A 21,552-nucleotide genomic window follows, 5' to 3' on the forward strand; every position below is an offset into this window, starting at 1 on the left:
AGTGAAGGGAGGAAGCTGTATGAACGTGCAATTTAAAAAGGGTGTATTGAATTTATGTGTGTTAGCTTTACTTGAAAATCAGGATCGTTATGGATATGAGCTAGTGCAAGCTATTTCACATCAAATTGAAATTTCAGAGGGCTCTGTTTATCCATTGCTTCGCCGTCTCACGAAAGAAGGCTATTTTACCACTTATTTAAAGGAATCAACGGAAGGACCGCCACGTAAGTATTACCAAATTACAAAGCAGGGCCTAATTTATCTGGAAGAATTACGTCAAGAATGGGATTCATTTATTGCTGGAGTAAACCATTTAATCCATGAGGGGGATGTAAAATGAATGAGGAACGTTATTTACAAGCACTAGAAAAAGAGTTGGATTGTTTAAAACAAGAGGAAAGACAGGATATCATTCGTGATTTTCGCGAGTATTTTTCAAATGGACGTAGTGAAGGGAAAACAGATACCGCAATCATTGATGCCCTTGGGACTCCAGCACATATTGCTAAGGAATTATTAAAGGCTTATGGTGAGGAGGATATGAAGGTGACGGAGGAACAGCCTAAAGGGGAGTACTTTACGAAAGTTAGTATAGAGGCTGATTTTGCAGACCTAGATATTATTCCATCACCAGATGACCGTGCATATGTTGATATGAAAGATCAATTAAGCAATAAGTTGATTTCAATGGATATTGTCGGAGATACACTTAAAATCGTTATTAAAGAGAAGAAAAAATGGTTCACGTTTGGCGTGATTTTAACATTTGGCAACGCACCTAAAGTGACGATTAAATTACCTAAACGTATGTATGATATGATTCGAGTTGATAACGATAATGGTGCAACGAAAGCGGAACAATTACATGCTATTTTAATGCATATCGAATCAGATAATGGTCGAATTATATTAACAGATAGTGCTTCTACAAACTTACATGTAGAAACTGACAATGGCCGTATTACGTTAAAAGATGTTCAATGTAAAACATTAACGGGTGAGACGGATAATGGCCGTATAGAGTTACATCATGTACAAACAGAGACAGTTAAGGTTAAAACAGATAATGGTCGAATCGACATTCGAGAAGTAACAGGTGCCATTGAAGCAGAAACAGATAATGGCCGTATTGAAGCTTTTATTCCTATTATCACTAAACCAATTTCTTTGGAAACGGACAATGGTAGCATTCAATTATACGTAAAAGAAAAGCCAGATAATGCTACGATTCAAACTAAAAAGGATATGGGGAAGAGTATAATTTTCGGTGAGAAAACGAAAAAAGTAATCTTGGGTAATGGTCTATTACCAATATTCTTAAAAACAGATAACGGTAGCATTACCGTTGCAGAAAAATAATATCTAGCCCCCTGTGCATATTGTACAGGGGGCTTTGCTGTAGTTAAAAATATATAAATGACGGAATATTTGCTAAAATAAGAATGGTAGAAATTTCATAAGGGGGAGAGATTATGAAGAAAATTTTAGTACTAGGTGGCACGCGTTTTTTTGGCAAGAGATTAGTTGAATTGTTAGTAGAGGATGGCCATGAAGTAACAATTGCTACACGTGGAAATTTAGCCAATCCCTTCGGTGATAAGGTACAACAAGTCACAGTAGATAGACTAAATGCCAAGGCGCTAAAATCAGCAGTAGGAAATGAACAATGGGATATTGTATACGATAATATTTGTTATTCACCAGATGATGCAGCGGTGGCTTGTGCTATCTTTGATAAAAATGTAGGACAGTATGTTTTCACTTCAACATTATCAGTTTATTCAGCAGATGGGGTTGCTAAGATAGAAGAGGATTTTGATCCTTATACTTATCCAATTCAAATGGGAGATCAACAAGCATTTTCATATAGCGAAGGGAAACGTTTATCAGAAGCGCTATTTTTTCAAAAAGCAACGTTTCCAGTAACAGCAGTCCGATTCCCAATTGTAATTGGTGAAGAGGATTATACAGAAAGATTACTTTTCCATGTTGAGCATGTGAAAAATGAAGAAGAAATAGGAATGGTTAATACAGAAGCACGTATGTCCTTTATCTCATCTGATGAAGCAGGCTCTTTCTTGAAGTGGGTTGGACAAGAGCAGGTTACTGGGCCTATAAATGCGACATTAAAAGGCACATATTCATTAGCAGAAATGCTAGAAATTATTGAAGAAGAAGTCGGTAAAAAGGCCATTGTTTCAGCTGAAGCGGAACAGGAAAATGTTTCACCTTATAATATTCCGGATTCTTGGTATATGGAAACATCAAAAGCAGAGTCTGCTGGTTATACATTTGCAACATTGGAAAGTAGTTTTCCACAACTTGTCCACAATCTTGTACAAGAAATACATCACAAAACTAGATAAATAAATCATTGATATGCGAGGAGCTACTATTTTTACAAGTGGCTTCTTTCAGTTTTAAGTGTATAAATCTATTTTTCGGGAACTATAAAAATATGTAAAGAATCTATTTTGAATGCGACTAGGAGTTGAAAACTATGATTGAAATGATTTTACTAATCATTGTAATTAACATTTCTTATATGACTTTAACAACGCTACGGTTGATTTTGGTCATTAAAGGCTATCCGAAAGTTGCGTCCCTGCTCTCGATGGTAGAAGTATTTATCTATTTGATGGGATTAACGATTGTATTAGACAATTTGGATAATCCGTGGAATATCGCTGCTTACTGCCTAGGTTGGGGATTAGGTGTTTATTCGGGAAGTCTAATTGAACAGCGCCTGGCATTAGGCTATGTACTATTTGAAGTAATAGTTGATGCAAGTGAAGCAGCACTAGTCGGAGAGTTACGTGCTAAGGGGTATGGCGTCACTTCATGGTTTGCAGATGGTAAGGATGGCAAGAAAATAAGTATGACAGTAATAGCCAAGCGCAAAAATGAAGCAAAATTACGTGCAACAATAATAGGCATCTCGCCAAAGGCATTTGTTATCTCTTATGAACCAAGTAAGCTCAATGGAGGATTTTTAGTAAAGCAAATGCGTTAAATGTAATAAAGAAGAAGCATCATATCGTCTAGTTTTCTAGACAGTATGATGCTTTTTTAGTCAGTAGAATCATTAGCCAGAAGAATCTTCACTACTTCTAATGGACGTACATCTAATTCACCTATTTTTGTGAGGGGTAGCCAGACAGCTTCATATGTACCACCTTCAATTGAAGATTTTGTGAATTCTTCACCATTTCCTGTGCCAAATTCACCTGATATGATTTGAGCTGTGAAATAATATTGTGTACCATTGTATGGAACGGTTGTGAGTAATTTTTTGAGTTCTACGTGAACACCTAGTTCTTCAAAGGTTTCCCTAATCGCTGCTTGTTCAGCTGTTTCGCCATGCTCAATTCCACCCCCAGCGAAAACATAATAGTTACCATGACCTTTATTTCTTTTCAATAAAGCTACTTTATCTTCTCGGATAATGACAGTAGCTGCTCGATTCCGCATAGACATACCTCATTCAACTTAAAATGTTTGAAAAAACAATTAATTATAACCTTTTTTTGTACATTTGGTACAAATTTTATAAATATCGATTACAATAATAGGTAGGGGAATGTAGAATTATGGATTCAATATATGAACCACCTATTCGTTGCTATCGTTTGAATTTAATTTCTTTTGTAGATACTATCTCTAGTATAGAATATTAGAGCTCTTCAAAATAGTAACAATCGCAGTAAATGAATATCGCTGAAGATAGATATTTATAGTGCAAGTAAGGAGTAGAAAATTGTATAGATTTGTAGGTCTTTTTGTAGTAAAGTTTTTAGGTTTATTTAATAAGGTGAGAGTTTATGACAAGCATAATGTGCCAACAGAGGGTGGTTATGTTGTAGCTTGTACTCACACAGGTTGGATTGATATTTTGAATCTTGGTGTTTCTATATACCCGAAACCTATTCATTTCATGGCTAAGAAGCAACTTTTTGATCATAAGCTACTAGGTTGGTTTATTACGAAGATGAATGCTTTTCCTGTAGATCGTGATAATCCTGGACCAAGTGCAATTAAAATACCAATGAAGTTGTTAAAAGATGGTGAAGTAGTAGGTATTTTCCCAAGTGGAACACGAAATGCGGAAGGAAACTCTTTAAAGCAAGGTGCGATTACAATTGCTCAATTATCCAAAGCACCAATTGTACCAGCTGCATATATTGGGCCGAATACACCGGGTGAAGTATTTGCTCGTGAAAAGGGCTACCTTATCTATGGTGAACCCATTTATATTACGGCTAAAGGTAAAGCTGGAAGAGAAGAATTTACGCATCTTCTTGAAGAACAATTAGCTACGTTACAGAAGAAGCTAGAAGAGAAAATTGCTCATGACGCTAGCTGATTTTTAATCAGTTAGTGACTATAAAACAACATAGAGTATATCTACCTACTGCGGGGGCAAATCAACTTTAAAGTAGCTGAAAAAGAATCGTTAATACACAATTTCTTTTAGGGGTGGAGCGTATGGTTACTGTTGATTTTTATGAAAAAGACGAGAAAGTTGGAGGTAAGTCTCCGTTAGAAGTAATGGCAGAAAAGCGTAGTCAACTGATTTTTAAACAAAGAATGTCAGTTGGACTTACGCAGTCTGAATTAGCGGTACAGGCAAATGTAACGCAGAAAACGGTAAGTCGAATTGAACGTGGAGACATAAAAGTTCGTGAAACGACTTTACAAAAGGTTTATGATGTTTTGGGGATAACGGAAGAACATCTTATTGTATTAAAGGACCATCCGAATACATAAAGAAATACTACTTTTAAGTGCCATATCTGATATGATAGGGCGCTTTTTTTAGGTTCAACTACTTGGAAAAAGGATTAATTGGTTGATTTGTATAAATAGTTGTAGTGAAAAATTGCGTTAATGAGCTGGTAAATGGGATAATATAACTAATGTTAAGTTATAATGAAATATATGGAATACCTTTAGTAGGGGGAGAGTTTAAGTGGAAAAAAGTCAAAAAAAAGAATTGCTTTCTTGGTTACGTCCCATTCTCATTGCTGTTATTATCGCTGTTGTTTGTCGCCAGTTTTTGATTGCACCTATAACAGTTAGGGGAGAGTCAATGGAGCCAACATATGTTGATAACAATAAAGTGTTAATAAGTAAATTAAGTCATATTGAAAGATTCGATATCATTGTATTTGATGCGCCGGACTCAGACGAGAAATATATTAAAAGGGTAATTGGTTTACCTGGTGACCATGTAGCAATGAAGGATGACACGCTTTACATAAATGGGAAGGCATACGAAGAGCCGTACTTAAACACGAAGAAAGAAAATTTATTGGAAGGCCATTTTACATATGATTTTACGTTAGAAGAAATAACAGATGAAAAAGTAGTGCCTTCTAATAGCTATTTTGTTCTTGGGGATAATCGTTTGGAAAGCTCTGATAGTAGAGAATATGGCTTTATTTCAAAAAACGCAGTGAAGGGCGAAGTGAAGCTTAAGTTTTTCCCCATATCAATAGTTAAATAAGGGAACCTTAATTGATATTTTGGGATGTAAAAAGGTATATTAAACTAAATTGAAAAAATGAAATTGAAGAGACTCGTAGAGTGAATATAAAAAGGTCTTCCTATCAAGGGAGGCTTTTTGTTTTGTATAAATTTATGTAAAGTAATATAAAATTGTTTATATATATTTATATCTATCAAATAATTATAATAGATATGGAATATATGCTAAAAATAGCGGAGAAATTGTGGAGATAATTGAATGCGAGAGTGTTTTATAATATGCAATTTTTTTAGAATAAGAGGTGTAAAGAGTTGAAGATGTTCATAAATTTTAGGTCGGTGGCATTGGTAGCATGGCTAATTATAACAATAGTTATGATTTTGACAATGCCTGATATGGACCGGCTTGTTAAAGAAAAAGGGCATTTGAATGTAAGTAGTGCAGTGCAAAGTGGAATTGCAGCTGAGATGATGAAAGAAATGAATGATAAAAGTGGTGAACACTATTCCTTCACTGCAGTCTTCCATAGTGATACAGATAAAAAATTATCTGGTGAGCAATTAGAAGAAATTTGTACAGCGATTACTCGTTTAAAAGATCACCAAATTGATCTGGGTATTACATCCATAATGTCGCATACAGACAGTAAGGAAATGAAATCGCAGCTTGTTTCAGAAGATGGGACAACCATCTTGACGCAAATTACAATAGATAAAAAGCAAGGTGAAATTTCAAATGTTGAGAAAGAATTAAATACATATTTTCAATTGAATAATGTAGATACATATTTAACTGGAACTGACTTGGTGATTAGAGATTTTGCAAAGTCTACACAAGATGGCGTTGCGAAGACAGAGGTTATTGCTATTATGTTTATTGTAGTTGTATTAATTCTAGTTTTTCGTTCACCGGTAGTTCCATTGATTTCTGTAGTAACAGTTGGTATAGCTTACATCGTTTCTTTAGGAGCTATCGCACATTTAGTGGACAAGTGGGATTTTCCATTCTCCAATTTTACACAAGTGTTCCTAGTTGTTGCGCTCTTTGGTGTCGGTACAGATTACAACATCTTACTGTATACCCGATTTAAAAAAGAACTTAGAGATACTAGCAATTGTTTAATAGCTGTAAGAGCAACTTATAAAACTGCTGGGAAAACGGTTCTTTATAGTGGTGTAGCTGTGTTTATAGGTTTTATAGCATTGAGCTTTTCAGACTTTCCTTTATACAAGGCAAGTTCCCTCGTAGCAGTAGGTGTGGGGATCTTATTACTTGTCCTTACCACGTTGAACCCATTCTTTATGGTTTTCCTAGGTGAAAAAATGTTCTGGCCAGTCAGAAATTTCGAAGGACATGGTGAAAGTAAATTATGGTCAATTTTAGCGAAGTATGCATATTATAGACCCATTTTAGCGTTGCTTTTAGTAGCCATTATATGTACGCCATTTATTATGAAAAATTCAGGTGAATTAAATTACAATGATTTATTAGAGATTGCTGATAGCTATGAATCAAAACAAGGGATTAAGGTTATTGAAGAGCATTTCCCACCAGGTTTCTCATCTCCAACAAATATCGTCATTAAAGGAAGAACGACTTTAGATAACCAAAAGTCTCTACAATCACTTGATGAATTAACTCAAGCTATTGCAGAAATAAATGGTGTATCAAAGGTATATTCGACAACTAGACCTGAAGGGAATCGAGTGAAGGAACTTTACTTGAATCGCCAAACTGAACAAGTTAATAGTGGCTTAGGAAACGCACAGGATGGCATCGGAGCAATTCATAATGGTTTATCAATTGCTGGGGATGGACTTAGTAAAGCCGATGATAGTGGGATTGAAAATGTCCAAAAGTTAATTGACGGTACTACAGAAGTAAAATCAGGAATATTAGCATTGAACTCTGCTATGGAGAAAGTTACAAATGGCTTCCAACATGGAGCAACAGGAGCCGATCAAATTCAAACAGGCTTAAATGAATTAAATAACAATATCGCGAAATTGTCTGTTGGTACCAGACAATTACAGGATGGGTATGCAGATTTATATACAGGCCTTCATACATTTTCACAATATTTTTCATCATTGAGTGATGCAATTATCGGCGCTAGACAAGGGTATGCGCGGATTGAAGTTTCTATGAAGGCTCTGATTAAAACAAATCCTGAATTAGAAAATGATGAAAATATAAGAACTACTCTACGTATAGCACGAGCGGGTCAGCTAGAGTTCTTGGTATTAAAAAACCAAATGAATAAAATTGAGCCACAGTATAATAACGCGATGAAATCATTTAATAAAGCAAATGCTTCATTCTCAACAATTAATAATGGCTTAACGTATGTTGAGCAGGGTGTGAAGCAACTTGAAAATGGAGCACGAGAATTAAAAACAGGATTAGATAAAGGAGAAAATGGTTCTGAGCAAATTGCTAGTAATCTACCCTATTTACAAAACGGACTAACTCAAATTAATAATGGCCAGGAGCAACTGAAGTCAGGACTTTCTGATTTACAACAACACATGGAAACTTTGCAAAAAGGTCTTGCTGATAGTACAGATGGTTTAGATGAAGTTAGTGCAGGCCTAGCGAATGCACAAGATTATTTAGGCAACGTTAGTAACTCAAAATCAACTGCGAAATTCTTTGTTCCTAAGAATGTTTTAGAGGGAGAGGATTTCCAAAGAAGCTTGGATATGTATATGTCTGAAAATCGGGAAATGACAAGATTAATGGTCGTTCTTGATGTTAATCCATATTCAAAAGAGGCAATGCATATCGTTGAGAAAATCAATGAACGTATAGAATCAGTTTCAAAAACTGGCGAGTTAAAAAATGCGCAAATTGCAATAGGTGGGAAGACTGCTCAAAATCTAGATTTACAAGATATTTCGAGCAATGATTTTACGAGGACTATTATTATTATGCTCATCGGTATTGGAGTGGTACTTGTTATTATTACACGTTCACTTTGGAGACCAATAATTATTATTGCTTCATTAATTATTGCCTATTACTCATCACTTGGAATTTGCGAATTAATTAGTAAATATATTTTAAATATTGATGCCTTAAGTTGGAGTGTCCCTTTCTTTGGCTTCATTATGCTAATTTCATTAGGAGTAGATTATAGTATCTTCATGATGATGCGCTTCAATGAACTTGAACAGAAATCTAGTGAAGCAATAATAGTGGCTGCAAAAAATATCGGTGCGGTTGTATTATCAGCAGCAGTTATTTTAGGTGGTACATTTGCTGCGTTAATTCCTTCAGGCATTTTGACGTTGATACAAGTAGCACTAGTTGTCATAGTGGGGCTTGTATTAATGAGTTTACTATTGATGCCAATCTTTACACCTGCAATGTTTGGGCTAACTCATAAGCTTAGACAGTTTGGTGATAGAAAGAAGTCCAATAATTAAAGGGATTCTTTAAAAAAAATGTAAGCTACTTTACCATTTTGAAAGAGATGTGTAGAGTAGCTTATATTTTTATCTAGAATGGGCTTTCTGACTATTCGTGACTAAGTGCATATATAGATGGGTGAAAATAAATGAAGTTAGAGTAATAAGGAGATGTATTACGATGAATGGTAAAGTATCGCAAGCTGAGTACAATAAATATTCTGTTATGCTAGAGCTCCAAGCGGATTACTATGCAGGTGTATGGAGTCATACATGGTTATGTCGTACCTGAAAGTTTTACACACGGTACATCTAAACAGCGTGTAAAATGGTTTGAAAAAGGATTTCATAATGGGACAATTGAAGGTGGAGACACTTTCAATGCTAAAGACTTATAGGAACTAGAAAAGGGTATAAAACGCTGAAAAATACGAAAGAAGACTAGTTTAGCCCCCTTTCCGCATTTGACGAATATATTAATTGCTATGAAAATAGTGTATAATACTACAGTAAATTAATGGCTTATCCTCAAGTGGGCAAAAGTAATGCCCGCGCGTCATTTATATGTAGACTATTTGAAAGAGAGTGAAAATACATGGGACGTAAGTGGAACAATATTAAAGAGAAAAAAGCTGCTAAAGACCAAAGCACAAGCCGTATTAACGCTAAATTTGGACGTGAAATTTATGTAGCTGCTAAACAAGGAGAACCTAATCCGGAATCTAACGGTGCATTAAAAGTTGTTTTAGAACGGGCTAAAACATACAGTGTACCAAAACATATTATTGATCGTGCAATCGATAAAGCTAAAGGCGGCGGAGATGAAAACTTCGATGAACTTCGTTATGAAGGTTTCGGACCGAATGGCTCTATGGTCATCGTTGATGCTTTAACAAATAACGTAAACCGTACTGCTGCAGATGTACGTGCTACATACGGTAAAAACAACGGGAACATGGGTGTCAGTGGTTCTGTAGCTTATATGTTCGATCCTACAGCTGTATTCGGTATCGAAGGAAAAGAAGCTGAGGAAGTACTTGAAATGCTAATTGAAGCTGATGTTGATGTACGTGACGTATTTGATGAAGGTGAAGCAACAATTATTTATGCTGAACCATCTCAGTTCAACGCAGTACAAGAAGCTTTAAAGGCACAAGGTATTACGGAATTCACAGTAGCAGAATTAACAATGCTACCACAAACTGAAATCCAACTTACAGGCGATGATCTAGCAAAATTTGAAAAGTTAATTGATGCACTAGAAGAACTTGACGATGTTCAACAAGTTTATCACAATGTTGAACTTTAATAGCTGAGGGTTCTCAGGTTCAATAAATCCAATTTATTACTTGGACAACTTAAAGCCAGTGGCAATTTTGCCACTGGCTTTTTTATGAACTTTTGAGGCATGGACAGTAAATATTACTGATTCCATAATGTTAGTAACAATAATTGATCTATAGAAAAAGGATGTGCATATGAATATGCACATGTTGAATTAGAGCAATGATACATAAAAATAAAACTAAGAGGTATGTCACAAGTCGATTTTTTGACTTCGGGATACCTCACTTTTTGTAGGAAGATAGAATGTGTATTTATATTTTTTTGCCGTTATTTAAAACTATCTAATGTCTATAGTCACATTCCTTGCTTTATTACTATGAAAATTAGGTAAAGAATAGTAAAATAGAATTAAATAATAGAGATAAATAGTAAGTAAATGGTTTGAAATGGGTTAAAAAAACGATTTTCCCCTATATTAATATATTGAAAATAATTAATGAAGTGTTAAAAAAGCGGAAAGTTTATATCTCTATTTAGATGAATAACTTTTAAATGAACAATATAAAACTTATTAAACATCGAATCATAATATAGATTTGAAAATATTTAAGTCATGAAAGGTATTTAAGAATAGATGCCATTATATTATTTCAATATATGTGTAATAGGGAGAATATATCTGATGTTTACTAATGACATAAAAGGGTAGCTGATAACCGTGGAAACAAAATTCCCTAATTTTGGTCATCTAGTAGACCCGATAGGAAGGGTATTATATATGAGAATACTATCAATGTTATTGCTTTTTTCTGTACTTATTTTAAGCTCATGTTCTTCAGTTGAACAATCAGATAAGCAATTAAAAGTGCTCAAGGCAGAGGTACCTAAAGTTGAAACAGAAGCATTTATTCAAAAGTATCTTATCCAAAAGGATGGACGTATACGCACTAATTTGACAGATCGAACTGATAACTATTTATCTGAATCAGTCGGATTATGGATGCAATATTTAGTAGAAAGAGATAGCTATAATCAGTTCCAGAATCAAGTTGAAGTGCTCAGAAGCTTTTTTTTAACCAACGATAATTTAATTGCTTGGGAGCTAAATGGAGAAGAGAAGGCAGCTACTAATGCTGCTATCGATGATTTACGCATTGTGGATGCACTGTTTAATGCAGGGGAGCAGTGGGGGAATCCAGCTTATACAAAACTCGCTCAACAGTTAGGTGAACGTTTTGTTAGTGTTCAGATAAAAAATAAGCTAATGGTTGATTACGTAGATTTAAAAAGTAAGAAGCAGAGTAATGAAGTGACTATTAGCTATATCATTCCGTCTGGTTTTGATCATTTACAAAGTGCGGGATTAATATCGTCTGATGTATATGAAGCAAATCGTAATTTACTATTAAAGGCTCCGCTCTCTAAGAATGGATTTTACCCAAAATATTACGATGTGGAAAAAGCTAATTATTACTATGATGAAGAAATCAACTTAATTGACCAGCTATATGTCGGATATCATTCGTCACAATGGAAAGGCAATACGGATAAGGTAATGCAATTCTTGAAAAAGGATTTTGCAACAAACGGAGGAAAGTTATTTGGTCGTTATGATGCAGAGACGTTTAGGCCAACAGTAAATTATGAAGCTCCTTCGGTTTATGCGTTGGCAATCTTATTTTCATTAGAACGTGGTGATAAGAAGTTTGCTCAACAACTTTATAATAGAATGCGGATTTTACAACAAAGCAATAAAAAGCAGGAGTATTACGGAGGATACATTGATGTAGAAACTCAAGAAACACATGCATTTGATAACTTATTGCCTTTAATTGCAGAAAGGAAGGGATTGAATGGGGCGGTTTTTAAACGCAAATAAGCAATCTCTATTGCTAATTACGATACTTATTTTATTATTACAATTTCCTGCTTATTTCATGTTGGGTTATGAGAGAGAAGAAATTCTTTTATATATTTTTTTAATCATTTTAATTATTGTGAGTTTATTATTAGGAACAGTAACAGGTCTGATTTTTAGTTTAATATTCATCTTCGTTATTGGTAGTGTTTTGATTTATTTTAATTATACTGATAATGCAATTGCAATTAGCTTTACAATGCCGGTACAGCTGTTTTTGGTTTATGGGCTAATGATCATTATTCTGGTGTTAGTTGCAGGGCGTTTACATGAAGTTATTATTGCCCGGGAAAAGCTGAATCAGCGTTTGCAAGAGGAAGTACGCAATTTTATCGCTGTCGATGTAGAAACTGGTTTTGATAACAGCTATCGAATGGGGATAGCGATAACAGAAGAGATGATGCGTGTAGATCGTTATGGTAAATCATTTACTCTAATTCTATTACAGATTGACCACTTAAAAGATTTTAATAGACTTTATGGTGCTAAAGAGACAAAACAATTGCTTCAGGGATTAGCTCAAACAATGGATAAGGCAATGCGTTTGACAGATAAAAAATTTAGATATGATACGGATCGTTTTGCTATTTTATTGACAGAAACCGGTGGCGATTCAATTGATTTAGTAATCGGTAAACTTGCTAGCAAGATTAAAACGCACCAGCTTTTAAGTGGTAAATATGTAACTTTGACATTCCGTACGGGTTATTTTGTATATGAGCCGAAACTAGATACTTCATATGATGAGATTATCAGTAGGGTTGAAAGTGAGATGGTTTCTCATGAATTATAAAAGGTTGGTTCTAGGGATTTTCATCATAACTGTGATGTGCATTCAAAGTATACCTGCATTCGCTACAGTCTCAACAGAGCAGAAGAATCCAACAATACTGATAGCTTATCAGTCAGAGAATGGTGTTGCGAAATCAGATACTCTATTACTGGAGGCAATTTTTTCAGGAATATCTGATCAAGTTCAGTTGTCGAGTGTCCAACAAGTAACAGTAGAAACCATAAAAAAAATAGATGTCGTGGTATTTGTAGGAGAAGACAGAAGTAAGCTACCAACGGAATTTATTAATGCTATAAAGAAATTTAAAGGCCATTTGATTGCTTTTGGTAAAAATGCTGAACAACTCCCTCGCTTTGAAAAGTGGCAATTCTTCGGTAGCCAATCACTGCGTACTTTGGATGGAGAGCCTCTTTCTAAGTTAATAACTATCGAATATGTTAAACCTCCAAAAGGTAGTGAAGTGCTAGTTGAAGGTACTAATATAAATATTAAATATCCTGTTATTGTGAAAGACGGAAATACATCTTTTATAGCAAAGACAAATTTTATTTCCAATGATAATTATATTTTGTCTCGAGAATTATTTAATTTACTAGACTTGCAAGAACCGGTAAAACACCTGGGGTATATACGTCTAGAAGACATTTCTCCTATATCAAATCCGAAGCTTGTGAAGGAAACAGGTGAGTATTTAGCACAAAAGGGTATTCCTTTTTATATGGCACTAATTCCTGTTTATGTGAATAGTGAGTCTGGGGAGCAAGTGCAGTTAAAAGATAATAAAGAGCTTGTGAAAGTACTTCAGCATCTACAAAGCTTAGGCGGTATGGTTATTGCTCATGGCTATACACATACATATCGACATACAGAAACAGGCGAAGGTTTCGAGTTTTGGGATTCAATAAACAACCAAAAAATTTCATCGATTAGCGCTAGTGATGATCCTATAAAAATGAAAAAAAGAGCTGACTTTTCTACAGAGAAAGCATATCAACACTATTTGGAATCGATCGATGCGATAGAGAAGAAATATATTGAAGATAAAATGAAGCTCTCTATTGAAAAATTAACAGAATTAAAATTGTACCCAATTTCCTTTGAAGCGCCACACTATGCAATGAGTTCAACAGGATATGACATCATTGCAAAACACTTCACATCTATATTTGGGCAAATTCAATTATCAGATGATACGTGGAAGAGAATGGGCGTGCCATTAATGATAAGTAAGCCATCACTGCTAAGTGATATGACATTATATCCTGAAACGATCGGCTTTATTGATCCGAGTAGACCGGAGCCATTGAAAGAAATGGAAGAGGAAATTAAAAAAGTTCAGCAGGTTCCTGGCTCAGTCATTGGCGGTTTTTATCATCCATATTTAGGGATGAAGTATTTACCTGAAATGGTGAGTTTAATGGAAGAGGTACCCAATTTAGAATGGCTCGATTTACGAAAATCGAAACAAACTGTACAGTCTGAAAACATCAGGATTCAGCAAGTGGAAGATGGAGAGTTAAAAGTAGTCTCTCATATTAAATGGACAGACAAGGTAAAGCAAAGGATGGAAGAAAATCCATTTGAAATGGTGTTATGGATTTTAGCAATCATCGTCGCATTATTTGTCATAGCATTCTTTATTTATGTTGTGAGCTTACGTACAAAGCTGCGAAAACGATTGTTTGAGGAGCGAAATTTTAATGGCTAATATATTATTCTACATTGCGCTATTTTTGATATGGATTATGCTTTTATACCATATGTTCTTAATGCAAGGTGGCTATCTTCACTTTAAGACATTTGAGCGTGTTATTCCTGAGTGGGAAAAGAAAATGGTTGATTTACCTACAGTAAGTGTTTTTATACCCGCGCATAACGAAGAGGTTGTAATTGGGCAAACTTTACAAGCAATGTCGCGGTTACATTATCCGAAAGAGAAACTTGAAGTAATTGTTATAAATGATAATTCTTCAGATAGAACAGGTGAAATTGCAAGGCAGTTTACAGAAAGGTACCCCTTTATTCGCGTCATAGAAACAGAGCCCCCTAATAAGGGAAAGGGTAAGTCATCCGCGTTGAATGAGGCGTTAAGAAAATCATCTAGTGATGTAATTGTTGTTTATGATGCAGATAATACACCGGAGAAAATGTCAGTTTGGTATTTAGTCATGGGCTTAGTAAATGATCCGAAGGCAGCTGCTGTGGTTGGTAAATTTCGAGTTATTAATGCGGCAAAAACATGGCTTACACGTTTTATTAATATTGAAACGATTTGTTTTCAATGGATGGCGCAAGGTGGCCGATTTAAATGGTTCAAAGTGGCGACTATTCCAGGGACTAACTTTGCGATTCGAAGAAGTATCGTAGAAGAACTTGGTGGCTGGGATGTTAAAGCATTAGCCGAGGATACTGAGCTAACTATTCGTGTTTACAATAAAGGCTATCATATTCGATTCTTTCCTAAGGCAATAACATGGGAACAAGAGCCTGAAACTCTAAAAGTTTGGTGGAAGCAACGAACTCGCTGGGCCCGAGGAAATCAATATGTCGTCCTTAAATTCTTGGGTCAATTTTTTAAGTTAAAACGTAAAAGTATTATTTTTGATTTGTTTTACTTTTTCTTTACGTACTTCCTATTCTTTTTCGGTGTTATTTTATCAAATACTCTGTTTATCATTAATCTCTTCTATGATTTAAATCTATCAATTGGAAATGTAGCTCTTGCACTATGGATCCTGGCATTCCTTTTATTCTTAGCTGAGGTGATGATTACGCTAAGTATAGAAAAGACAGAGATGAATCGAACAAATTTCTTTTATGTAATATTAATGTACTTTACGTATTCACAAATGTGGATTGTTTTAGTTGTTTATTCATTATTTTTAGAGATGAAAAGGGTGTTATTTAAACAAGAAGTAAAATGGTATAAAACAGAGCGCTTTGAACAAAAAGAAAAAGGGGAAAAAAAATGAAGCAATATCAGTTATTAATAGCGAGTTTATTATGCATAATTATTGTGGCTTTGGCACCAACCAAAAGTGAAGCTAACACTACAATTTCAGTCAATGGAGTAAAAGTGAATAATGTTAAAGATACCAATCAACCACAACCGTTTACCAATTCTCCTATTACTTTAAATGGCCCAGCAGCTGAGGTCACTTTTTACTACGAATTAGTAGAGGATGCAAAAGGAAAAGAAAGTAAAATTGTATTGAATACCGAAAACTCTGAGTTACTAATTGCACCATCGTCTCTGTCAGTTAGTATAGATAATAAAATGGTGAAATCTATTGCAATTAATGGGGACAAGCCTGTACGTGAAATGACTATTCCAATTAAAGGTGATGCTCTGAAAGAAGGAGTTCATGCTGTAACTGTTAAATATTATGGTGTGCTAAAAGAAGGTATTTGTGTTAAGCAAGGTACTTCAGCTAATTGGCTTACACTTAATATCAATTCATATTATCAGTTGAATGGTCTAGTAGAAAAATCAGATGTTACGCTAGGGGAGTATCCGACTAAATTTGTTGGAACTGAGGAACAACCTGTATATATTGTAATACCAGATAAGGCTTCAACAAGTACGTTAAACAGTGCACTTCAGATGACTAATTTCTTAACAAATCAATCAGGTAGAAAAAATACAGTACAAATTATTAGAGAATCTAAAATAAAAGAATTAAATCAGAATGCAGTATTTATCGGTGTACCTTCTGAATTTTCAAATTCTAATATAAAAAAACTATGGCAAGATGCTAATGTGAAGCAAACAGCAAATGCACTTAACTTATCAATTCGTACGATAAAACAAGGACAGCAAGAAACTTCAGCAATGTTTGTAACAGCAAACAAGGCAACTGATATAGAAGATAGAATGGCTATTTTAACTAATCCACAATTTTCAAAACAACTAAGCGGCTTAGATTTGTCGGTAAAGGATTTACCAAAACAGTTAAAATTGACACAGAATGGAAGCGTCACATTAGAACAACTTGGTGCAGAGAATATTACCCTTGATAGTCAGAGTACTAATAGTGCGCATTATTATTACTATGTTTCAGCTAATACGCAACTAAATAAAGCATTTACACTCAATCTAAAATTAAAAAAATCCGAAAGTATTACATCTATAAAAGAGCAAATGGAATTAGACACTAGTACGAATATAGAGTTAATTGTATATGTAAATAATATACCGCATTCGGTGAATCTACGTACCTTGGCAGATAGTAAGGATGGAATTTACAATGTAAGTGTACCAATTGATGCTAAAGCTATTAGAGATAACCGTTTAATAGATTTGCAATTTCAAACTACTGGTCTGAGCGTGAATGATTCTTGTAAAGAAACAGATGAAAAACGTTGGATTTATATTGAAAAGGATAGTAGTATTACATTTCCAATAATACAAAACGCTAATGAACAAAAAGGGATTACATTTGCTGCATTTCCTTATCCATTTGTAAGTACGGAAGGGAGGACTATGGTTGTCTTACCCCAAAAAACAGATGTTTCAGATAAACAATTACTCAAGTTGTATAATGCTATTTTGCAAGGTGTTCAACAACCTACTATACAATTAAAAACTGCTGAGCAAGTAACAGCTAAGGATGTTGAAAATGCAAATGTTATATTTATAGGCGGACCGAATGAACAACCTTTGTTACAAAAAAATGTGAATGATTTGATAGTTTCATATAAGGGAAATAAACCTGTATTAAGTGATGAGGGCTTTGTTTCGGAAACGGTTCAACAATTTAGCTGGATCCAAAAAAACCCTTGGAGTAAAGGGAATAATTCAATTCTAGTAATGGATCATCAAGGGTCAACTCCAGATTATATTGAAAATAATTTTCTTCAAGAAGTAATAAACACAGATGAATTGGCAACGGTCGTTGTACAATCTAGTGACAAGCAATTTTTTACTAATGCTGAATATGCGAAAACAAATAATCAAGTAAGTATCGATAGTAAAAATGGAAAAAGCAATAACACAATTTCAAAATGGTGGATTGTTGGATTTGCAGGGTTACTCTTACTAATTGGATTGTTGATTTTTAGGGTTAAAAGAAAAAAGTATAAGAAGTTAAGATAGATTGAGACAAGACTAGTTCAGATTAAATGGGCTAGTCTTTTTTAGAGAATTAATTACTGTTGTACTCTATGAAAATACAATATGTAAGCAGATTCTAATCATTATATTCAGATAATATTTAAATACCCTTGGAGCATCGATAGCTCTTAGGTTATCTTTAATGTAATTATGGAAATGTTCAGAAGGAGGAACTTGGCGTGTTTCTAAAGAAAGTAACTTTATTAAAAGATGGTACTGAAAATTTAAGTGATTATCCGTTCAACATTCCTTCATTACAAGCGCTTGAAACATTAGAATTTACGCAAAATGTAACGTTTCTAGTAGGTGAAAATGGTTCCGGGAAATCGACATTACTAGAGGGTATTGCTGATAAATGCGAGTTTAACACAGCAGGTGGAGGTCGCAATAATTTATATGAGGTGCATGCTGCAGAATCTGTATTAGGGAACCACTTACGGTTATCTTGGTCACCAAAAGTGATGAATGGTTTTTTCCTTCGAGCGGAAACGTTTTATCAATTTGCTTCACATATCGATTCGGATCCTTTGCATTTAAAAGCATACGGTGGGAAATCATTACATCAACAATCCCATGGAGAAGCGTTTCTTTCACTTTTCAAAAATAGATTTGGTAAAAAGGCCATATACTTATTGGATGAACCTGAAGCAGCATTATCTCCTGCTAGACAATTATCATTAATGCGTATTATGAAAGATTTAGAGCAGGAAGCACAGTTTATTATTGCAACACATTCACCTATTTTACTTGGTTATCCAGAGGCAACTATTTATGATTTTGATAGTCAGCCTATTCAAGAAGTACGTTATGAGGAAACATTACATTATATCTTAACAAAACGTTTTTTAGATAATCGGCAAGCTATCTTACATGAGCTTTTTGCCGATGATTAGAAGGAGAGAAAAAAATGAATTATACATATTTCAAGGGCATTCCTAATAAAGAAATCCTTATAGGCATACAAGACCTTCATAAGCATGTATTTGAAGGTGAAGAGCTAGAGGTGAGTGAGCTGAAGGTGAAGCGACAATTGCTGTGCTGTGTTGCTATAGATAATGCTAGATTAGCTGGTTTCAAATTAGGGTATGAGATGGAAGAAGGAAAGTTTTATAGTTGGCTTGGTGGAGTTCATCCGGATTACCGTGGTCAAGGAATTGCTTCGCATCTAATGGAGCTACAGCATAAAGTAGTACAGGAGAGAGGGTATAAAACAATTCGTACGATTGGGAGAAATCACCGCCGAGCGATGCTTATTCTTAATATTAAGTATGGTTTTAATGTAATCGAAACATTTATAAGTAAAAAAGGTACCCATAAAATAATACTAGAGAAAGATTTATAATGACTTTCATTTGTGAATCTTTTCCATAACCTTTAACGTTTAAAAATAAAAAGTGGAAGAGGTTGATATATTGAAAGGTTTATTGAGGAGGCTTCTAATGATTGGAGGAGGCATTGTTGTCGTAGCGAGTTTAACGTTTTGGGTTGTGACAACTATATGGCTATCAGATGGAGCAGAGCCAAAAGCGGATGGCTCCAATGAGTATGCACTTGTACTAGGTGCCAAAGTGAAGAAAGGGAGCGTACCATCAAAATCTCTTTCCTATCGCTTAGATGCTGCGTTACAATATGCAAAGCAATATCCTCACGTCAAGTTGATTGTGTCAGGTGGTCAAGGGGCGGATGAAGATACTACGGAAGGATCTGTTATGCAAGCATATCTAGTTGAGCATGGTTTAAGCCCTGAACGTATTATAATAGAGGAAAAAGCAACAAATACCTATGAAAATATTGTTTATTCTTTAAAGCTATTGGATGAGGATATTAGTGCTTTAACAATCATTTCAAGCGATTATCATTTAGCAAGAGCTAAGATGCTTGCTAATCGATTGGATCTTAAAGTAGATGTAGTTACAGCGAAAACGCCAAAAATTATTGAGGCAAAAGTACGTTTTCGTGAACGTTTTGCATTAGTAAAATCATATATACTGGGTAGGTAGTAAATAGGAGGCTGTTAAGTGAGTATTTATAAATGGCAAGGTGCGGCAGGGGTTAGCTTAAATGATAACGGAGAAGTATTGATGGTTCTTCAAGCAGCACCAGGTGAAGATCAGAAATGGACAGTACCTAGCGGGGGCGTCGAAGGTAATGAAACGTTTGAGGAATGTTGCCGTCGAGAATTTTTTGAGGAGACAGGTTATGAAGTAAAAGTGATAAGAGAACTTTATACGAAGTCAAACGAGCTTAAAGCGCTAGGTATTGAGATTGATGTACATTATTTTCATGTGGAAATCATAGGTGGAGAGCAAGTTATCGCAGATCCCGACAATTTAATATATGAAATCGCGTGGAAAAAAGGTGAAGAGCTATCGTCCTTACCGATGGCATATTCTGACGATGTACCATTGTTGCAGGAATTTATTCGAGCATTAAAATAAACATAAAAAGGCAATCCCTAATTGGATTGCCTTTTTGTTATTGTGCTAAAAATTCGCTAATTTGATCGCGATATTTTGACACAGATGAAGCGGATACTTCATAGTATGCTGCAACATCTTTGACTTTTGATAAACCGCCTTCAGGAATGATAGCAGAAGCTTGTCCAGCAAGCACTGCACCTGCAGCGACAGTATTGGCTTTTTTCGCTTTTACTGTGTTTTGTTCTAAATATTGTTGTAGTAGGGCAGTGAATGCATCAGCAGACAGATTGTATTCAGTTAAGTATTGCTGCACTAGTTCAAGAATTTCAGTTTGGAAAGGTGATAGTTCACTTTCTGTTACTGCTTTCTCTACTTCAACAGCTTTAGTCACAGGTACTTCTTCAACAACAGTAGCTGCCACGTCTGATTGAATCTCTGGGGTAACAGCTTCTAGGAACGTTTTGTACAATTCAAATGAATCAGTAACATTACCTTCAAGCTTGCTATGTAAAGCTTTTGAAATGTTCACTTTGTCATTTGGAATGAAAATAACGCTACTTGTTGCAGTTAAACCATTTTCACCTTTACGCTTATCCGGCATGAAAATACCGAATAACCAGTTACCGCTGAATTTCTTAGATGGAGAGCCAGTCATCAAATAACGTTTTTTAGATACTTCATCTATTAAAGTAATTAATTCGCCATTTTGCGACTCAACTTTTGCAAGTAAGAAAGCCGGTGTTAACCAAGCTGATAGAATATCTTTTACTTGAGGACGAATAGGTTGTGCTAATTGTTTATTTAAATAGTTTCTCCACAAATTTGGGCGATCAATATAAATATATGTTTCCATAGCAATTGTATCTATTAAACTGTCTGCAAATGCATGATTTAATGCATTTTGCCATTGATGATTGCGTTTTTCTAATGCATGATAGTCAGCTGTATTAAAAGATTCTTTTACAAAACCTTCCACAATGCGATCGATATCTTCACTTACTAGTGTTGAAATATCTCCTACTGCATTTTTACCACAACATTTTTTGTATTTTTTACCACTGCCACATGGACAAGGATCGTTACGACCTATCAATGTAAAGCACCTCACTTTATAATTAGGCAT

20 protein-coding genes and 1 pseudogene are annotated in these 21,552 nt (G+C 34.9%); 19 read left to right on the top strand and 2 right to left on the bottom strand.

All coding sequences use genetic code 11. From position 1 onward, the window contains the following. Positions 1-19 precede the first annotated feature (19 nt). The 4 genes from ACQKM9_RS12020 to ACQKM9_RS12035 all read left to right on the top strand — a co-directional run bounded on the left by ACQKM9_RS12020 (position 20) and on the right by ACQKM9_RS12035 (position 3,013). A complete protein-coding gene (locus ACQKM9_RS12020; RefSeq protein ID WP_053419099.1) occupies positions 20-340 on the top strand; it encodes a PadR family transcriptional regulator in 321 nt (106 codons plus the stop codon). Next, on the top strand, positions 337-1,359 hold the full coding sequence (locus tag ACQKM9_RS12025) for a DUF4097 family beta strand repeat-containing protein (RefSeq protein WP_427734576.1): 1,023 nt from the start codon (positions 337-339) through the stop codon (positions 1,357-1,359). The genes ACQKM9_RS12020 and ACQKM9_RS12025 overlap by 4 nt, the downstream gene beginning before the upstream one ends. A gap of 113 nt (positions 1,360-1,472) precedes the next feature. Next, on the top strand, positions 1,473-2,366 hold the full coding sequence (locus ACQKM9_RS12030; RefSeq protein WP_427734577.1) for an NAD-dependent epimerase/dehydratase family protein: 894 nt from the start codon (positions 1,473-1,475) through the stop codon (positions 2,364-2,366). 134 nt (positions 2,367-2,500) lie between these two features. Next, positions 2,501-3,013, top strand: coding sequence for a DUF2179 domain-containing protein (locus ACQKM9_RS12035; RefSeq protein WP_038186334.1), 513 nt, complete (start codon positions 2,501-2,503; stop codon positions 3,011-3,013). 56 nt (positions 3,014-3,069) lie between these two features. Here ACQKM9_RS12035 and ACQKM9_RS12040 read toward each other — a convergent pair whose 3' ends face one another. Further along, complete coding sequence (locus ACQKM9_RS12040; RefSeq protein WP_427734578.1) at positions 3,070-3,471, bottom strand: NUDIX hydrolase; 402 nt, start codon at positions 3,469-3,471, stop codon at positions 3,070-3,072. A 286-nt stretch (positions 3,472-3,757) separates the two neighbouring features. On the opposite strand from ACQKM9_RS12040, the gene ACQKM9_RS12045 reads away from it, so the two are divergent. From ACQKM9_RS12045 to ACQKM9_RS12115, 15 genes and pseudogenes are all read left to right on the top strand, one after another. Then, positions 3,758-4,363 carry a lysophospholipid acyltransferase family protein gene (locus ACQKM9_RS12045; RefSeq protein WP_427734579.1) on the top strand — a complete coding sequence of 202 codons (606 nt, stop codon included), beginning with the start codon at positions 3,758-3,760 and terminating at the stop codon, positions 4,361-4,363. A gap of 122 nt (positions 4,364-4,485) precedes the next feature. Beyond that, on the top strand, positions 4,486-4,767 hold the full coding sequence (locus ACQKM9_RS12050) for a helix-turn-helix transcriptional regulator (RefSeq protein ID WP_427734580.1): 282 nt from the start codon (positions 4,486-4,488) through the stop codon (positions 4,765-4,767). A gap of 202 nt (positions 4,768-4,969) precedes the next feature. Beyond that, positions 4,970-5,506 carry a signal peptidase I gene (gene lepB / locus ACQKM9_RS12055; RefSeq protein ID WP_427734581.1) on the top strand — a complete coding sequence of 179 codons (537 nt, stop codon included), beginning with the start codon at positions 4,970-4,972 and terminating at the stop codon, positions 5,504-5,506. 293 nt (positions 5,507-5,799) lie between these two features. Next, positions 5,800-8,916, top strand: a complete 3,117-nt coding sequence (locus ACQKM9_RS12060; RefSeq protein WP_427734582.1) for an MMPL family transporter — start codon at positions 5,800-5,802, stop codon at positions 8,914-8,916. Between the two features lie 163 nt (positions 8,917-9,079). Then, a pseudogene (locus ACQKM9_RS12065) lies at positions 9,080-9,296 on the top strand (neutral zinc metallopeptidase); the annotation flags it as partial. A 197-nt stretch (positions 9,297-9,493) separates the two neighbouring features. After that, a complete protein-coding gene (locus tag ACQKM9_RS12070) occupies positions 9,494-10,207 on the top strand; it encodes a YebC/PmpR family DNA-binding transcriptional regulator (RefSeq protein WP_427734583.1) in 714 nt (237 codons plus the stop codon). 756 nt (positions 10,208-10,963) lie between these two features. Continuing rightward, complete coding sequence (locus ACQKM9_RS12075) at positions 10,964-12,064, top strand: glycosyl hydrolase family 8 (protein WP_427734584.1); 1,101 nt, start codon at positions 10,964-10,966, stop codon at positions 12,062-12,064. After that, the gene (locus tag ACQKM9_RS12080; RefSeq protein ID WP_427734585.1) at positions 12,039-12,896 is read left to right on the top strand and encodes a diguanylate cyclase domain-containing protein; all 858 of its coding nucleotides are present in this window, start codon (positions 12,039-12,041) and stop codon (positions 12,894-12,896) included. The genes ACQKM9_RS12075 and ACQKM9_RS12080 overlap by 26 nt, the downstream gene beginning before the upstream one ends. After that, entirely contained in the window at positions 12,886-14,604 is a 1,719-nt protein-coding gene (locus ACQKM9_RS12085; RefSeq protein WP_427734586.1) for a DUF2334 domain-containing protein, read from the top strand. Before ACQKM9_RS12080 ends, ACQKM9_RS12085 begins: the two co-directional genes overlap by 11 nt. Beyond that, a complete protein-coding gene (locus ACQKM9_RS12090) occupies positions 14,597-15,868 on the top strand; it encodes a glycosyltransferase family 2 protein (RefSeq protein WP_427734587.1) in 1,272 nt (423 codons plus the stop codon). The genes ACQKM9_RS12085 and ACQKM9_RS12090 overlap by 8 nt, the downstream gene beginning before the upstream one ends. Further along, positions 15,865-17,991: a hypothetical protein gene (locus tag ACQKM9_RS12095; RefSeq protein WP_427734588.1), complete on the top strand. Its 2,127-nt coding sequence runs from the start codon at positions 15,865-15,867 to the stop codon at positions 17,989-17,991. The genes ACQKM9_RS12090 and ACQKM9_RS12095 overlap by 4 nt, the downstream gene beginning before the upstream one ends. Positions 17,992-18,188: 197 nt before the next feature. Continuing rightward, entirely contained in the window at positions 18,189-18,902 is a 714-nt protein-coding gene (locus ACQKM9_RS12100) for an AAA family ATPase (protein WP_427734589.1), read from the top strand. A gap of 14 nt (positions 18,903-18,916) precedes the next feature. Next, positions 18,917-19,351: a GNAT family N-acetyltransferase gene (locus tag ACQKM9_RS12105; RefSeq protein WP_427734590.1), complete on the top strand. Its 435-nt coding sequence runs from the start codon at positions 18,917-18,919 to the stop codon at positions 19,349-19,351. 97 nt (positions 19,352-19,448) lie between these two features. Further along, positions 19,449-20,009 carry a YdcF family protein gene (locus ACQKM9_RS12110; protein WP_427734592.1) on the top strand — a complete coding sequence of 187 codons (561 nt, stop codon included), beginning with the start codon at positions 19,449-19,451 and terminating at the stop codon, positions 20,007-20,009. An 18-nt stretch (positions 20,010-20,027) separates the two neighbouring features. Next, entirely contained in the window at positions 20,028-20,447 is a 420-nt protein-coding gene (locus ACQKM9_RS12115; protein WP_427734593.1) for an NUDIX hydrolase, read from the top strand. 37 nt (positions 20,448-20,484) lie between these two features. Here ACQKM9_RS12115 and ACQKM9_RS12120 read toward each other — a convergent pair whose 3' ends face one another. Next, positions 20,485-21,522: an SEC-C metal-binding domain-containing protein gene (locus tag ACQKM9_RS12120; protein ID WP_427734594.1), complete on the bottom strand. Its 1,038-nt coding sequence runs from the start codon at positions 21,520-21,522 to the stop codon at positions 20,485-20,487. Positions 21,523-21,552 lie beyond the last annotated feature (30 nt).

It is taken from the genome of Viridibacillus sp. NPDC093762, from assembly GCF_050279675.1.
Taxonomy (GTDB): Bacteria; Bacillota; Bacilli; order Bacillales_A; family Planococcaceae; genus Viridibacillus.

Excerpts from the sequence above, each read along its gene's own strand:
- ACQKM9_RS12020 (WP_053419099.1), top strand. The coding sequence starts at position 20 with ATGAACGTGCAATTTAAAAAGGGTGTATTGAATTTATGTGTGTTAGCT.
- ACQKM9_RS12025 (WP_427734576.1), top strand. The coding sequence starts at position 337 with ATGAATGAGGAACGTTATTTACAAGCACTAGAAAAAGAGTTGGATTGT.
- ACQKM9_RS12030 (WP_427734577.1), top strand. The coding sequence starts at position 1,473 with ATGAAGAAAATTTTAGTACTAGGTGGCACGCGTTTTTTTGGCAAGAGA.
- ACQKM9_RS12035 (WP_038186334.1), top strand. The coding sequence starts at position 2,501 with ATGATTGAAATGATTTTACTAATCATTGTAATTAACATTTCTTATATG.
- ACQKM9_RS12040 (WP_427734578.1), bottom strand. The coding sequence starts at position 3,471 with ATGCGGAATCGAGCAGCTACTGTCATTATCCGAGAAGATAAAGTAGCT.
- ACQKM9_RS12050 (WP_427734580.1), top strand. The coding sequence starts at position 4,486 with ATGGTTACTGTTGATTTTTATGAAAAAGACGAGAAAGTTGGAGGTAAG.
- ACQKM9_RS12070 (WP_427734583.1), top strand. The coding sequence starts at position 9,494 with ATGGGACGTAAGTGGAACAATATTAAAGAGAAAAAAGCTGCTAAAGAC.
- ACQKM9_RS12075 (WP_427734584.1), top strand. The coding sequence starts at position 10,964 with ATGAGAATACTATCAATGTTATTGCTTTTTTCTGTACTTATTTTAAGC.
- ACQKM9_RS12080 (WP_427734585.1), top strand. The coding sequence starts at position 12,039 with ATGGGGCGGTTTTTAAACGCAAATAAGCAATCTCTATTGCTAATTACG.
- ACQKM9_RS12085 (WP_427734586.1), top strand. The coding sequence starts at position 12,886 with ATGAATTATAAAAGGTTGGTTCTAGGGATTTTCATCATAACTGTGATG.
- ACQKM9_RS12090 (WP_427734587.1), top strand. The coding sequence starts at position 14,597 with ATGGCTAATATATTATTCTACATTGCGCTATTTTTGATATGGATTATG.
- ACQKM9_RS12095 (WP_427734588.1), top strand. The coding sequence starts at position 15,865 with ATGAAGCAATATCAGTTATTAATAGCGAGTTTATTATGCATAATTATT.
- ACQKM9_RS12105 (WP_427734590.1), top strand. The coding sequence starts at position 18,917 with ATGAATTATACATATTTCAAGGGCATTCCTAATAAAGAAATCCTTATA.
- ACQKM9_RS12110 (WP_427734592.1), top strand. The coding sequence starts at position 19,449 with ATGATTGGAGGAGGCATTGTTGTCGTAGCGAGTTTAACGTTTTGGGTT.